11 protein-coding genes and 1 pseudogene are annotated in these 14,666 nt (G+C 66.7%); 5 read left to right on the forward strand and 7 right to left on the reverse strand.

Features of this window, described 5'->3' with window-relative positions; all coding sequences use genetic code 11:
• Positions 1-7 precede the first annotated feature (7 nt).
• The 3 genes from QJR12_RS13865 to QJR12_RS13875 form a co-directional block, all read right to left on the reverse strand.
• The gene (locus QJR12_RS13865) at positions 8-1,672 is read right to left on the reverse strand and encodes an HAD hydrolase family protein (RefSeq protein WP_300583272.1); all 1,665 of its coding nucleotides are present in this window, start codon (positions 1,670-1,672) and stop codon (positions 8-10) included.
• Positions 1,673-1,719: 47 nt separating this feature from the next.
• Complete coding sequence (prs, locus tag QJR12_RS13870) at positions 1,720-2,670, reverse strand: ribose-phosphate diphosphokinase (RefSeq protein WP_300583276.1); 951 nt, start codon at positions 2,668-2,670, stop codon at positions 1,720-1,722.
• 174 nt (positions 2,671-2,844) lie between these two features.
• A complete protein-coding gene (locus QJR12_RS13875) occupies positions 2,845-3,267 on the reverse strand; it encodes a CBS domain-containing protein (protein WP_300583278.1) in 423 nt (140 codons plus the stop codon).
• 199 nt (positions 3,268-3,466) lie between these two features.
• On the opposite strand from QJR12_RS13875, the gene QJR12_RS13880 reads away from it, so the two are divergent.
• Complete coding sequence (locus QJR12_RS13880; RefSeq protein WP_300583281.1) at positions 3,467-4,348, forward strand: alpha/beta hydrolase; 882 nt, start codon at positions 3,467-3,469, stop codon at positions 4,346-4,348.
• Positions 4,349-4,412: 64 nt separating this feature from the next.
• Here QJR12_RS13880 and rtcA read toward each other — a convergent pair whose 3' ends face one another.
• Together rtcA and mobF are read right to left on the reverse strand one after the other, a co-directional pair.
• Positions 4,413-5,450 carry an RNA 3'-terminal phosphate cyclase gene (rtcA, locus tag QJR12_RS13885; RefSeq protein ID WP_300583284.1) on the reverse strand — a complete coding sequence of 346 codons (1,038 nt, stop codon included), beginning with the start codon at positions 5,448-5,450 and terminating at the stop codon, positions 4,413-4,415.
• A gap of 317 nt (positions 5,451-5,767) precedes the next feature.
• A pseudogene (gene mobF / locus QJR12_RS13890) lies at positions 5,768-7,160 on the reverse strand (MobF family relaxase); the annotation flags it as partial.
• Positions 7,161-7,338: 178 nt separating this feature from the next.
• Between mobF and QJR12_RS13895 the strand changes: the two are divergent.
• The 3 genes from QJR12_RS13895 to QJR12_RS13905 are packed head-to-tail and all read left to right on the forward strand — an operon-like array spanning position 7,339 to position 9,718.
• A complete protein-coding gene (locus QJR12_RS13895) occupies positions 7,339-7,746 on the forward strand; it encodes a hypothetical protein (protein WP_300583287.1) in 408 nt (135 codons plus the stop codon).
• Positions 7,746-9,113, forward strand: a complete 1,368-nt coding sequence (locus tag QJR12_RS13900) for a hypothetical protein (RefSeq protein WP_300583290.1) — start codon at positions 7,746-7,748, stop codon at positions 9,111-9,113. The genes QJR12_RS13895 and QJR12_RS13900 overlap by 1 nt, the downstream gene beginning before the upstream one ends.
• Before the next feature lie 2 nt (positions 9,114-9,115).
• Positions 9,116-9,718, forward strand: coding sequence for a hypothetical protein (locus tag QJR12_RS13905; RefSeq protein ID WP_300583293.1), 603 nt, complete (start codon positions 9,116-9,118; stop codon positions 9,716-9,718).
• A gap of 121 nt (positions 9,719-9,839) precedes the next feature.
• On the opposite strand, the gene QJR12_RS13910 is transcribed toward QJR12_RS13905, so the two are convergent.
• Complete coding sequence (locus tag QJR12_RS13910; RefSeq protein WP_300579557.1) at positions 9,840-11,576, reverse strand: IS1634 family transposase; 1,737 nt, start codon at positions 11,574-11,576, stop codon at positions 9,840-9,842.
• A 304-nt stretch (positions 11,577-11,880) separates the two neighbouring features.
• Here QJR12_RS13910 and QJR12_RS13915 point away from each other — a divergent pair, with 304 nt between their 5' ends.
• On the forward strand, positions 11,881-12,300 hold the full coding sequence (locus tag QJR12_RS13915; protein ID WP_300583295.1) for a hypothetical protein: 420 nt from the start codon (positions 11,881-11,883) through the stop codon (positions 12,298-12,300).
• A 136-nt stretch (positions 12,301-12,436) separates the two neighbouring features.
• Here QJR12_RS13915 and QJR12_RS13920 read toward each other — a convergent pair whose 3' ends face one another.
• A complete protein-coding gene (locus QJR12_RS13920) occupies positions 12,437-14,596 on the reverse strand; it encodes an AMP-binding protein (protein ID WP_300583298.1) in 2,160 nt (719 codons plus the stop codon).
• Positions 14,597-14,666: the final 70 nt, after the last annotated feature.

Raw genomic sequence — 14,666 nt, forward strand, 5'->3', positions numbered from 1 at the left:
GGATACTTCAGCGGCGAGGGGGTTCCAGATACCTTTCCGCCACCGCCTGTGCCAGACGGTGCCGGATGCGCTCCAGCTCCGCAGCTTGATGTGCCTGCAGCTCATCCTCCCACGCCGCCACATGCGCGGCGAAGTCCTTGTCGGCGATGGTGCTTTCCAGCCAGCGGGAGAAATCTCCGCGTTCCAAATGGAAGCGAAGCGCTTGCGGATCCAGATGCCTTATCGCGGCGCCGAACTCATGCATGGTCGCCGCCGGTGGGACGTGCTGGCCGTCCACCGGACGAAAGTAGAACCGCCGTTCGTCGGACAGGGACACGTCGGCGTACTTGTGGCGGTGCCGCACGTGTGTGGTCCGGCGGTCCGCCAGGGTGAACCGGCGGGCAGGCTGGGAACCGAAACGCAGCGTGGCCCGCTGCCTTGTCGGTGCCGCCACGCCGCCTGAGGAGTCGTCAGGGGTGAGCTCCAGCACCACGTCGGTGCTGTCGATCTCGTTGGCCGGCAGTGACGCCGGAGCGAACGAGGACAATACGTATCCGCCTCGTCGCGTCCACCGGGCTCCCTGGTCGGTGCCGAGCAGATGGGCCTCGTCGTAGATCACCCAGTGCGGAAACCCATGCTGTTGGCGATGCGCTTCGGCGATCGATCGCAATCGATGCAGATAGCCGATCTTATCCGGCTCGGTGAGCGCCGACAAATCCAACACGATGCTGCTGTTGGGACGCAACAGCGTGTCGAGCAACTCCGCCGGCTCGGGAAGGTAGTGCCGGGCGTCGACGGACTGCACCTGGCTCAGCTCGCGCAATTCCACGTGATCGCCTTCAGGGTCGACGACAAGAACGCAGTAGCCGGCCAGGATCCACCCCTCTGCCATGAGCCCGACGAGGTAACTCTTGCCCGCCCCCGTGGGGCCGCTAACCAGGATCCGGGCCTGGCTTCCCGGCACCCGCGCGGGTGTTCCGTCATCGAAAGTGCCGATGCCGATCCATCGCCGCGGCGGGCAGTAACGTCGTGCCCCGCTTAGATAAGGGCCGGTCAGCAGGCCGGCGACACCAAGCCCGTCGGGCGCATCGAGGACCAGATCGGCATGCTCGCGCACCGAGGGAACGGCGTCAGCCACCGCGGCGCCGATCTCAGCCATCGCGAATAACGACAGGTCGTTCTCGGCATCGCCGATCGCGACGGTGTTGTGCGGCGAACGGTTCAGCTCGGCCAGCACCGCGCCCAGCCCGGTGCCTTTCGTGACACCGGCCGGCAGCACCATCAGCGCGGCCCGGTTGCGGATGATCTGGCAGTCCAACCCCAGTTCGCCGATCGCCTCGACGACGGCCGCGGCGTGGTCACCGTCGACGGCCAGCAGCACCACACCTCGCCGGTATGGCACCCGCCGAATGGCCAGCGCGTCATCGAGCGCGGAGTCGACGGGCGCTGAGAGCGCGCGAGCCTTGCCGTCGATAACCGCGACCGCGCCGTTTTCGAGCACCAGCACATCGAAATGGTCGGCGACCCGGGGGAACGCCGCCTCTAATTCCCTTGCGATGCGGCCAGTTACGAGGACAGCCACCAGACCGCTTCGTCGAACGTGATCGACCGCGTCCAATGCCTCGACAGCTACCTCGCCGCGGGAGGTGAGCGTGCCATCGAGGTCGAGGGCTACCACCTGAAAAAACGCCACAGCCTGGTCCTGTCTGCCGGTTGCCTATCGGTTGCCGTCACGCCGAATTACCCGCCGGATGCCGTGCTGAGGGCGCCTGACTCGGGCAGTGGCTTATCGGTGTGCAGGCAGGCGATGGCCTTCGCGAGAGTCGGCGCTATGGAGCACACCCGAATCGTTGTGCCCCAATCCTTGGGCGCGACGGTGTCGGTGACGATGACGCGCTGCAGGTCAAGGTCACGCAGCCGGCTGGCGGCGGCGTGCACCAACAGCCCGTGCGTTGCGGCCACGACGATATCTGGTGCGGCCCCGTGCAGCCGCAGCAGCCCGACCGCGGCTTCGATGGTCGCACCGGTGGTGATCATGTCGTCGATGATCAGCACCGGGTGGCCTCGCACTTCGCCGACGATGTCCAAAGCGCTGACCGTGGTTGGGCTTTCGCGTTGCTTACGCACGATCGCCACCGGACCGTGCAGAAGCGCCGCATAGCGTGCAGCCAGTTTGGCCGCTCCTAAATCGGGGGCGACGACGACCGGTGGCGTTGGCAGTTCGCCGGCCAGTTCGCCGCACAGGGCGGGAACAGCGGTGAGCGTTTCAACCGGAACCCGCGACACCGCTTCCAGGCTGGGTGTGTGCGGGTCGACGACCATGAGCCGATCGGCTCCGGCGGCGGCGATCGCATCGGCCACCACGGTAGAGCCCAGCGCCTGACCTGCCGTGGTGCGGCGATCCTGGCGGGCGTAGCCGAAGTACGGGACGACGGCGGTCACCCGCGCGGCACGGGACCGCCGGCAAGCGTCGAGCAGCAGCAATAACTCGAGAATATGGTCATTCACCGGGGGCGCTGTCGACTGAATGACGTAAACATCGGCGCCGCAGACCTTATCAATTGTCGGGCGCAACTCGCCATCGGGATAGCGCGCCAGCCGGCAACCATCGGATTCGACGCCGAGGTAATTGGCGATCGCGGCCGCAAGCGCGGGATTGGCGCTCCCGGAGACGATTCGAAGAACGGTCATCGAAGCTTACTTCGACACGATTGGTCCACGGCGCCACGCCTCCTCACCGATCTAGTCGCGCCACCTGCGTGTTCCTAGCATCAGGCCTCGCGGACGCCGGCGCGAGAGGCTTTGGTCCTCAGTGGGCCTGGAGACCGAGTGCAGGTCGCGCCGGCCGGCCCGGTGCGCCGCGCTTCAGGTTGAGCCGAAACCCAGGTCGGCTTCGGCACTGTAGACCCCCAACAGGTCGCGGGCCGAGACGATACCGACCAGAGCACCGTCGCGCTCTATCAGGATGTGGCGGATGTAGCGGTCCATCATGCGGACCGCCACCTCGTCGACCGTGGCCTCGGCGTCACACCACACCAGGTCGGTGCTGGCGATGTCGAGGGCCGGGACTGACGCCGGATCCTTCCCCGCGGCCACCAGCCGAACAATGTCACGCTCGCTTACCAGCGCGGTGGGCCGCTCGCCCTCGCCCACCACCACCGCCCCGACCTCACCGGAGACGAGCGCCTTGGCGACGTCGGCAACGGTAGCGCCGGCGGCGACGCGGATCACCGGGTCGCCGGTGATGGTGGAGACGGGGATCGACCCCGCGGGAGGAATGCTCGTCATCCCCCCATGGTGTCATTGACGATCCACTCGGCACCAGCGGGTCCCGGTTGGCCGCGGTGAGGCGTTCTCCACGGCCCGGTGACCCGTTCCCGGCGGCGGATTTTCGCTGTCGCAAAGGTCGTGTTTTGCCTCGTGTTCTGCGATAGTGGGGTGGCCAAGCACGGTGGCATCGGGCATGTCAGCGAGACGCGGAGGGATCGTGGTCGACCTTTTTACCGGTTTCGACACCGTGGATCACCCGGTCGGGCAGGGCGTGGTGCATGCCCGGGTCGGCGGCCGAGGTGCCCCCATGCTGTTGTTGCACGGCTTCCCGCAAACCCACGCCATGTGGCACCGGATCGCGCCACGGCTGGCCGAGAAGAACACGGTGGTGGCGGCCGACATTCGCGGATACGGCTCATCGCGTGGCAGCGGCGAGTTCACCTTCCGGGCGATGGCCGGTGACGTGGTCCTTTTGATGGACGCCTTGGGCCACGGGCGGTTTCATGTCGTTGGGCACGACCGAGGCGCCCGCGTCGCGCACCGGATGGCTTTCGATCACCCCCATCGGGTCGCCTCGATCGCATTGCTTGACATTTTGCCCACGCTGGACATGTGGGAGCTGATGGACGCCTGGCTGGTGCGGCGTTATTACCATTGGGCCTTTTTGGCGCAGCCGGACGGGCTGCCGGAGCGGTTGATCGGCAACGACCCGATCTACTTTCTGCACCACACCCTGCGCGGGCTCTCCGGTTCGCTCGAGGTGTTCGACCCCGCCGCGCTGCGGGAGTACGAGCGTGCTGCCCAGCGTCCGGAGGTCGTCGCGGCCTGGTGCGCCGACTACCGCAGCGCCGCCGGGGAGGACTTGGACCACGATCGCGCCGACCTGAACCGCACTCTGGATATCCCGGCGCTGGTGCTGTGGGGAGCCAACGGGGTAGTCGGGGCCAAATGCGACCCGCTGCAACGGTGGCGGAGACACTTCCCCAACGCCACCGGGGCCAGCGTCAGCGCCGGACATTTTCTGGCCGAAGAAGCCCCGGACGCGGTGTTCGGGCATCTCAGCGAGCATTTGGCCGCAGCTCGCTACGAGGGCGCCTAGCGGGTTTGAAATACGAAGTGCCCCAGCGTCGATCACTGCAACGACCCGTGCCGCGGTGCGCGTTTCACCGGGTCAGTCCTAGTCCATGAATCTGCACCCGTTTGGCGTTCACCATTGCACGTGCCCCGAATTGTGCCACGAGCCAGATGTTGCTCTGCAGGTGCTCAGTGATGCTCGGCACGAGGTAGCCCGATGTTCCGTGGGCCAACGCACAAAACAGCACGAGCTGGTCCGCGGCATGGCGATCCACCGTCGCCCCGCTGCGCAGGTCCTCAAGGAACGTCGACGCGACGAAACGGCCGATCTGCTCCGAAGATCGGCCGGGCTTCCCCGCCCGGTCGGCACCTAACCAGCCCCCGGCGCTGCTTTTTGTCCAAATCGCCAGGCACGCGCCCGGATGCACCGCGGTGTCGTCGTTCACCCGCTCGATGGCGCAGGCCATGCCCGCGTCCCGCAGCCGCGCCTCACACGCCACCGCCATCCGATCGCTGACCCGTTGCCGGGCCAGGTGGCTCGACAAGGCGATGCCGTGCACCTCAGCGACCCGACCGGCGGTATCGAGCACCAACGCGTCGAGACCCCGGGGCCCGGGCACCACGTTCAGCTCGATGACCCCCGCTCCGCCGGGCACATATCCGGGACGGATGACGTCCAATGACACCTCAACCCCCATCAAACCCAGCAGCGGGCCAAGCACCCGATGCAAGTGAAACGCTGAGGGGGCGAAGTCTTGGAACAACCCGCCGGTGATCCGCGCCCGCACGGGCGCGTCGGCGAAGCACGCCACCGGCAGCACACCCAACGCCAGCATGGTTGCCGAGCCCGCCGTTCCGATGTCCCATTCGAAGCTCCCGCCATGGATATTCGATCCGGGGACGAAGTCGATTGTGCGGCTACCGACTTCAACACCGTTGATGGTGGCTCCACACAGCTGCGCGCAGGCACGCACAGCCGTCACGTGCTGAGGCCGCAGACCCGGAACCCGCCGCCGCTGCCTGGCGTTGACGATCCGGACGGGTTGTCCGCTCAGCGCCGCCAGTGCCACCGCATAGCGAACAATGGTGCCGCTGCCCGACATTCGTGCGCCATCGATGGTGAACACGAGTGGGATCTACCCCGGCTCGCCGATCCCGTGCTCGACGCACTTGATAAACCCGCTGGCCACGTGTCCGGTGACGTCGATGCGCTGGTCACGGGCGCCGAGAGCGCTTGGGAATCCGCCCCGCTCCCGCTCGGTGCAGTGGGTTATCCGCTGGGCGCGAACCAAAAAGCCGAGCGCGGTTTTGATGCACCGACGATAGTTGGCGGTGCGCTGATCACGGCCGGCAACCGCGATCGCGTACGCGTCGGCAAGGCCCTCGAGCGCGCAGGCAACTTCCACGACAGCCTGACGTTCCGGGCTGCACGCCACCCGATCGTATTGGTGCGATACCAGCCGACAGCTTTGCGCAACCGGTTGCCGTGGGCGCAGCGCTAAAGACGCGTCCCGCTCGGCGGGATCCCGCAGCCGCCAGACTTCGGTGAGCCGCTGACTCCAGGGAAGCTCCTCGCACAACTGCTCGAACATGCCGCCGCGGGCTTTCACCGGCGCCAACTGGTATGGATCACAAACCAGCATGATCTTGGCGTGGCCGGCGACCGCGCAAGACAACAGTTTCTTCAGCTCCGCGGTGCCCACCATGGAGGCCTCGTCGACAACCATGAGGGTGCGCGGGCTGACCCGCAGCTCATCGTCGGCGATCAACGCCAACGCTTTGGCGACGGTCAGGCCCCGATCCCCGGCCTGCTCACGCATCGCCTCGTCAACGGCTTTCCCGGTGGGGGCGATCACCAGAACCTCTTTGTTGGCGCGGCGCGCCCCGGCGCGCAGCGCGCGCAGGGAATGCGTTTTGCCCGCGCCGGCCGGCGCCTGCAGCGGCTGCACCAAAAACGGGGAGTGCGCGATCGCATACACCGTGTCACCCTGATCGGGGGAGAGATCATCCAGGTCCTCGTCGCGCACATCGACTCGGCTGCGGTTGTCGCGCGCATCAACCATCTGCAGGACGCGGATTTCCTCAGCGATGATCGCATCCACGGTGTAGCGCTCATGTCCTTCGCGATGGTGGGCTTGCCAGGGAGCGCTGACCCGCAGGCTCACCGCGTCCACCGCCTGCTCGATGAGCAGCCGCGGATCCCCGGCCGCGTCCACCGGCAGCTGCGCGCCGACCAGCTCCACCAGATCCGCGCGGGTTAACACGGCCTTGTCGATGCGCGCCGCGGCGCGCGCCAGCGCCGCGCGGTCGGCCAGGATGCGCGGCGCGGCGCGGCGAGCGCGCCGCGCCGCCAGGTGCGATTCGCGGTCCAGGCGCAACCCGCGCGGGTCGGCGCGCCACTCCTGCTGCAGTTCCCGCCAGGCTTTCGACTCCGGCTTGGGTGGGCGCGTGGCTTTCTGCGCCGCGGCCAGCTGCGCCGCGCTGGGCCGTCCATCAATGAGCACCAGGTTGTCGCGCGCCCATTCACGCAGCCGCGTGGATCGACGCGACCACGCGTGGATACAGCTTTTACGCACCCCGGTGATCTCAGCCATGCCGGAGAACTCATCAACCGGCAGCCACTCGAAGCCGCGCTCGCTGTGCAACTCGTGGCGCAGCACCGCCTGATAGATGATCCCGGCGGCCTTGGCCTCATGGTGCAGGGATTTCGAGTCGATCGACACCAGCACCCCGTCGGCGCGGGGCTGGCGGTTCGGCACGATGACATGGGTGTGCAGGTGCGGATCCCCGCAGCGGCTCGTCTCATGCTGGTAGTCGACCGCCACCAACCCGGGCAGCAGCGGCTGACGACCGCGCCGTCAGCGAACCCACCAGCCAGCTCGCCGCCACCCCAGCCCGGTCAAGAGTGGTGGCCGCGCCGCCGGCGCGGCCACCACCAGGGTTGCACACCCTGTGTCAATGTGCCAGAAGCTGAGAGGGTGTGGTGTGGGGTTTGGAAGGTTGGGTTGAGGGTGTGTGGCGGGAGATGAGGGCCGTGGGGAGGGATCTGATCTGGTCTGGGCGGATGGTGGACGGTGGCTGGTGGTGATGGTGGGCTACGATCACCCCATGCCGGGCGGCGCAGCGGGAGGCGGGAATGCCCTGAGGGTGCTCGCCTCGGGGTTGCATCAGCTAGGCGGCGCGTGCGAGACGGTCAGCGCCGAGATCCTCTCCGTCGCCGACGGGGTGGCGTGCTGTAGCGCTGTGTCGTCGTGGCAGTCATGCGCCACGACGGTCAGCCTCGCCGCGGGCGTGGCCGGGAAAAACCTCGTGGAGATCGCGCGGCGGGTGAGCGCGCGCGGCGGAGGGTATCGGGCCGCGGGCGGTCGCTACACCCGGGCCGATGAGCACAACGCGGGCATGTTAAGTGGGCTGGTGAGCTGATGGCGGCGCTGCCGGGGGGCTGGCCGACGCTGTCGCAGCTGTGCACCTCGCAGTTCGACTATCTGCAGCGCTTCGCCGACTGGTGTGAGCGCATCGCCGGCGTGGAGGAAACGCTGCAGCGGCTGGCCCGGGAGGTGCGCGCCCCCGGGGGTGTGGAGTGGGAGGGTGAGGCCGCCGACGCCGCGATCACCCAGGCCGAGACGGATGTGTTTCGGGCGCGCCCGTTTTTGTGGAGCGTCGCCGATGCCGCGGTCATCGCCCGCAACGGCCAAGACATGCTCGAGGCCGGCCGGCGGGCGGTCTTGGACGCGGTTGATGACGCCGAGCGCGACGGTTTTGTGGTCCAGGAGGACTACAGCGTCACCGACACCCGCCGGTGCGCCACCCGCGCCGACTACCAGCAGCGTCTGGGGATCGGCGCCGCGCACTCGGATTACATCCGCCACCGCGTCGCCGGGCTGGTCAGCAACGAGCAGTGGCTTAACAGCCAGCTCAAACAGGCCACCAGCGGCTGGGGCACACTGACCTTCGAAGAGCCAAACACCGCTGACACCAGCGCCGGCGACAACCACCACACCCAGGCCCAACCCGTCGACCACCACTGGAAACAAGACCCGGCTCCGAAGCCACCGCCAGGACCCAGCGGTGACGATATTCGCCGCGTGCTCGACAAACTGCCCGTAGGCGATAGTCCTGAAGTGAGAGAGGTCCGCTCGCAGCAGGATCTCGACAATCTGTGGAACTGGATGACACAGAACGGGGTAGACAACCCAAACCGATATGGTGACCCCGCAAAAGGCGAGTGGAAGGACTTGCCTGATGGTTCCGGTGTCGGTCGACGCGGCGCCGCGCGTTCGACCAACCAGCCCGTGCTGGACGTCCGCCTCCCAGGCAAGGATGGCTACGTGAAAGTGCACGTCAACCCTAGGGGAGGAGTGCCGGACATCCCAGCCTCAGCCGGCCCAGGATCGGCATCGGTGATCAGCGCGCCGCCCAATTTACCGCCGGTGCTGGCTCATCCTCCAGTCACCGCAGTTCCCCCAACAGAAGCCAACCATCCGCCTGTGGCGGTACCGCCGAGCGTTCTTGACCACCCGCCGCTTCCGCCGTGGTTACAGAATCCGTCGCCGCCCGGTTTCGATGTCCACCCCGGCGAGCCTCCCCTGTTTGCTCCAATGGATACCCCTGGCGAGGCTATTCCGCCGCCACAGCATGGCCCGCTAGTCATCCTGCACCTGCCGCAGGTCCACGCGCCCGACATGCCCCCGCCTACCCCGGAACAGCAGCGCGGATTCCTTGGAATCGTGGGTGCGTTCGTTTTGGGTGGACTGGCCGCCTTGGGCAGACTGGGTGAAGGGTTAAAGTAATCATGTCCCTGAACAGCGATGATCTTGTGGCCGAACAGCGTCGGCTAGCGAGCGCCTCATCTGTGATCAATGTGGTCGCGGACTATGTCGATGACTTGGTTCAGCTTGCCCCCGAGCAGCTGCCCAACCCGCTACAACGATTAAGCCTGCCGCCGGGATGGCGGATCGCTCGCGTGGACGGTGCGGGTATTGCGCCATCGCGGATTGCGGTGTGCGGCCAGCGGCCCGACGGCCGCTGGGACGGGTGTGACACCATCAACGTTTTTGGGTTCACCGGCGAATCGCCAGAAGAAGCCGTGTGGGACAACGCCGATTGCACATTGCGCGACCTTGACGCCGACGACATCACGACGTCAGCCCCGGCCGCATCGCTCATACCTAGAGTGACGGCGGTACGGTGCAGCGGCTATTTCAGCGCTGCGGGCCAGCGTGTCTGGGCTCAGTACAGCACCTATGTCGCTGGCTCCAACGTCTCCGGCGAAGGTCGCCTGATACAGCACAGCCTGTTCATCGACGCGAGCTGCCGCGCGACGCTGATCGACGACATTGCCCAGCTCAGCAACGGTGTTCAGCGGGCCTTCCTCGCCAGCATCGACGTGCCTTAAGTCGGTTGCCGACGCCCCCCATTCTCGGTGTCTTGTCGCTTAGGCCGAAGTTGCGCCTGTTTGGGTGGCTGATCTGGGCTTTGGGCTGGGGATTTGGTGGTTTTTGGTGGGTTGGGTCTGACTACGCGGCGATGGTGAGGGGTATGGTGACCCCGATGAGGTCGAAGGCGCGGCGTTGTTCGGGTGTTGGCTGGGTGAGTGTGTCGATTTCGATGTTGGTGTGGTGGTAGCGGATTCGGTTGCGGGTCAGGGTGCCCAGGTGGTCGAGCAGGGCGCGAAAGCTCCGCGGGGTGCTGTGGGGGGTTTGTTGGCGGGAGGCTTTGGCTTTCGCGGCTGGTGAGCGTTGGGCGGGCGCGACGGGGTTGTCGCGAGCTGGTGGGTGTTCGTCGGTGTAGGTCAGCGGTGCCCAGGTTTTACGCAAGTGCCAGGTCAGATAGCAGGCCAGCAGGCAGATCAGCACGTGGGCTTTGACACGGTCGGACAGCCGGTGGTGGATGGGCCGCAGGTCGAGGTCGTCGGTTTTGATGCTGCGGAAGTCGCGTTCGAGGTGGGCGAGGTTCTTGTAGCTTTGCACCACGGCGGGGGCGTCGAGGTCGGTGGCGGGCACGCAAGTGCGCAGCACGTAGATGCCATCGAGGGCGGCTTCGGCGGCGATGGCGGCCTCATCGCGCCCGTAGGTGAAGCCGGTGTCGGTGATCTGGTAGCGAAAATGCTTGCCCACCTTGTATTGATTGATGACTTTCCCGACGGCTTCTCCGATGCGGGCCGCGCCGGTGAGGGTTCCACGATCGACCCGCTCGGCGATACGGGCCAGCAGCGCCTGGGTCGCGGCCAACAGTTCGGCGCGTTTGCGGGCGCGCTCGGCGGCCAGGGCGGGGTTGCGGCAGGCGATCAGCCGCTCGCCCGGGTAGTCGGGGTGGGTGATCTCGGCGAGGTCTTGGATGTCGAACAGGCTCATCTGCAGCGGCCCGTCGTCGGCGGCGAGTTTGGCGATCGCCGGGGCGCGCAGCGCGGTGATCCACCCGAACCCGGCGCCGGTGTCGTTGAGTTTTTTGATCGCCTCGATGCGCGCGCGGGTGATCATCCCGCGATCACCGATCAGCACCAGCTGGGTCAGCCCAAACCTGGTTCGGATGACGTCGACGATCTCGGTGAAGGCGAGCGGGTCGGCGGTGTCGCCGGGAAACACCCGCACCGCCACCGGACGCCCGGCCGCATCGGTAAGCACCCCGTAGGTGATCTGGGGAAGTCCCTTTTTGCGGTCGCGGGAATACCCGCGGGCGGCCAACTCGCAGCAGCGCCCGGTCACCCACGAGCTGGTCAGGTCAAACAACGCCATACGCGACGGGTTCACATCGCGACCAAGGTGTTTGGCGACAAGCTTTTTTTCGATCACGTCTTGGCGGGCCAGCAGCCAGTCCATCGCGGCATACACCTCGTCGGTGGATGCGCCGGCAATGGCCAGGTCGGCTCCCAGCGTGGTGTCAGCCCAGCGCGACAGCGTCGCCAGCTTAGAGCCCGGGTGAATCACCCGGGAGATGATCAATCCCAGCACGAGATCGCGGGACCGGCAGGGCGGTCCCAAAAGCGCCGGCAAGCCAAGCTGGCGGGCCATCGCCGCCACGGCGGCCACATGCCCGTGCGGCAGCGCCCGCGTCACCGTGAATTCATCGTCGGCGGGCACCAGGGTATGCCCCTTCAACGTCGCCTCCAGCGCGGCGATCGCCGCCTGGGGCAGCGTCGACAGATTGGCCACCGTCTCGTTACGCACCTTGGGCCCATCACGGTAGGTGCGGCGCAGCAGCACCGACTCATAGATCCGTTCGCTGCCCTGCTTATCCACGTGAGTCTTCCTCACTCTGACTACGTGGGCCTTCATCGGGCTACGCGGCATAGCCACAAGTGTAAACGCTTCACACCAGAATACTCCGAACAACACACACCTAAATTCGTGACTACATCTTCAGGCCAGGTCCATGCCCAAAATGTCAGCTCAAACGGCTAATCCCCGATCAGAACCGTCGCAACTTCGGCTTAGGTCGAAAGATTGCACCACCGGCTGCTCGATTGGGTGCAGGCTGAAACTCGACGGCGTCTTCTAGTTGTGTAACAGCGTAAAAGCTCGCAGCTCGCTACGCTTAGGCTACTGCGAGGTATGGAGAATGATGACTCAACCCGATGAGGCCCGCTCAACCGAGTACCAGACTGCGATGGCCGCACAAGATCGGCTGCGCACGGAGTTGCTTATTAGTGGACTCTACGACTGGGTGCCACTGGCACAGGTCCAATCGTTAATTACGCGCGACAGTCTCGCCGAAACGCTCCCGGGTCAGCAAGATTTGGCTTTGCAGACAATCCGATCGCTTGTGGCAGACGGGCTCATGGAAGTCGGGGACCTGCCCGGCCCGGGTGAGAAGTTTTCGGCATGGAATCTACCGATTGATGCGGTCATGGAGCGTGTATACGACCGCTTCGTACGACACTACGATGATCCAACACTATGGGAATTCTCCATCTGGCTCAATCTGACTGACCTAGGCGAGCGCATCGCTAAGGTGCTGAAAGCGAACCCGGCTGACTGAGCATGCGATTCGGCGATGGCCACCGCGGGGCGGCCAAACTTGATACCAGTGGAGAGCCGGTGGGTGTCGGCGACGCCGACTTCGCGCTCGTAGCGTTCGACGAACTGACTACCGAGCCGCCAGAGCACGAACCCGCTCAGCACTTGACGCCGAAAGACCTCGCCGGCAACAAAGTGGAACGAGGGGGCAGCACGGTGGCGAACGCGAACGGGTCGATCCAGCTGGGATGGTTGGCCACAGCGATCGAAGGCCTGCGCGAAAGCCGGTCAAGATCGTGCCCGGTGACCGCGGTGCCGGTGAGGCGGGCCAGTAGCCGGACCGCCCCGGAAGCCACCCGCCACGGCCACCGCTGCGCGGGTATCAGCGCCAGCAGGGCCACCACCGTCAATCCCAGGACCGCGTACACCGTCCACGCGTAGACCGCGAACCCGACGGCGGCTGCCGCCCGACCGGCGCGGCGCACCGACGGCACCGAGCCGTGCGGGCGAAAGCGGGCCAATTCCCACCACAGTGCCCGCCGCCGGGCACCGATCTTTCCTGCCTCGGAGATCTGCCGGCTGGCGGCCCGCCGAATCTTGCCGCTCGAGGTTTTCGGGACGGTGCGCGGCGGGGCCAGGACCACGTCGTCGGGAGGCACCCCCAGCAGGTCCACCGTCGTCGCGACGATTTCGGAGCGCAACGTGTCCAGCCAGCCGTCGTGAAACAGCGAACGGGTGGCCGGGGCGTTGTTGAAGTAGCCGGCGGTCGCCGAGGGACCCCGGAACGCGATGCGGCCTTCACGGCGATCACCCAGCTCATTGCCGGCGGCGTCGACAATCCGGATCTCATGGCCCGGCAGCGGTTGGCCGCAGGCGACGAAACGAAGCTCGTCGTGCTCGCCCGGTTTCACCGGCCGGGCGCGCCCGGAACGCACGAATGCGTCGCGGCCGATTCGGTCGATGAGCGGACCCCGGCCCAACGGCGGGAAAGCCAGCCCGACCGAGGACTCGGCCAGCCCGTACACCGGCGTCATCGCCTCCCGCCGGAACCCACAGGGGGCGAAGCGTTCGACGAACCGCTCGACCGTCGCAGCGCTGACCGGCTCGGCGCCGTTGAAAGCCAACCGCCACGAGCTCAGGTCCAGTCCTTCCAGCTCGGCGTCGCGAACCTTGGCCAGGCACAGCTCGTAGGCGAAGTTCGGGGCGGCCGACATGGTGGCCCGGTTGTCGTGGATGGCCCGGAGCCATCGCGACGGGCGGATCAGGAAAGCCTGGGGACTCATCACCACCAGCGGGACGCCGAAATAAACGAAATAAAGAGGTGCAAGCCAGGCGCCGATCAGGCCCATGTCGTGATACAGCGGCAGCCAACTGGCGAAGCTGTCCGTCTGTGACACGGCCGCGGCCTGGCCCAATGCCCGGATGTTGGCCATTAGGTTGATGTTGGCCATTAGGTTGCCGTGGGTGAGCGCCACCCCCTTGGGCTGACCGGTGCTGCCCGAGGTGTACTGCACCAGCGCCAGGTCGTCGGATCGCGGCCGGGGAAGAGCACCCCCGGCTGCGCCGGTGAGGGATTCGGGGACGAGGACGTGACGCAGGCTCTCGACGTTGGAGCGCAGCAGGTGGCCGAGCGCCACGGCTTCGGGCACGGTGATGAGCAGTGCGGCGCGGGCGTTGGCGAGGATGCCGGCGGTGCGGTGCAGGTGTTCCGCCGGCTGGGCACGCCGGGTCGGCGGGTAGACAGGAACCGGTACGGCGCCGGCGAGGAGCACGGCGGTGAAGGTGATGAAGTACGACCGGCTGGTGGGCAACATGATGGCGACCGTCTCGCCGGGCATGATGTCGTGTGCCAGCAGCCCGGCCGCCGCGGCAATCGCCTCCCGGTGCAGCGCCGCATAGGTGATGTCATCGGGGCCGCCCCCCTCGTCGAGGATGCGGATGTGGGTTCGGTCCGGGGTAGTTCGCACGTGCCAGTCGATCGCGTCGTTCAGGGTGGCTGCCTCGCCGGGAGCCCAAACGCCCGGGGAGGTTATTGGCGCTGCGACCATGCCGACGCCCTCGCCTGCGGGCGGGCGACCGCGGCCGATGGCCTGCACCAGGTCACGCGGCGTCTCCGCGCTGGCCAGGATATGCGGGGGCAGCGCCACCCCGAATTCGTCCTGGATCCGCAGCAACAGCTCCGCCAGTTCCAGGCTGCCGATGCCCAGGTCGTCGAACGCGGTGTCCAACGCCACCGGCGGCGTGGCGCGCGGGTGAACCTCGGCGACGAGGCCGCTTACCAGCGCGAGAACGGCAGACGCGCGCTCTTCGGCAGCCATCGCTCAAAATTCAGCCTGGGAACCGGCAACCCGCGGCAGCTCACCCGCGCTACCGCATCGCGGTGCTGCA

The sequence above is a fragment of the Mycobacterium sp. genome (genome assembly GCF_029961025.1).
GTDB lineage: Bacteria > Actinomycetota > Actinomycetes > Mycobacteriales > Mycobacteriaceae > Mycobacterium.

Bases quoted from the DNA above. Each gene is read 5' to 3' on its own strand.
- QJR12_RS13905 (WP_300583293.1), top strand. From the start codon at position 9,116: ATGTCCCTGAACAGCGATGATCTTGTGGCCGAACAGCGTCGGCTAGCG.
- QJR12_RS13920 (WP_300583298.1), bottom strand. From the start codon at position 14,596: ATGGCTGCCGAAGAGCGCGCGTCTGCCGTTCTCGCGCTGGTAAGCGGC.
- prs (WP_300583276.1), bottom strand. From the start codon at position 2,670: ATGACCGTTCTTCGAATCGTCTCCGGGAGCGCCAATCCCGCGCTTGCG.
- QJR12_RS13875 (WP_300583278.1), bottom strand. From the start codon at position 3,267: ATGACGAGCATTCCTCCCGCGGGGTCGATCCCCGTCTCCACCATCACC.
- QJR12_RS13900 (WP_300583290.1), top strand. From the start codon at position 7,746: ATGGCGGCGCTGCCGGGGGGCTGGCCGACGCTGTCGCAGCTGTGCACC.
- QJR12_RS13915 (WP_300583295.1), top strand. From the start codon at position 11,881: ATGATGACTCAACCCGATGAGGCCCGCTCAACCGAGTACCAGACTGCG.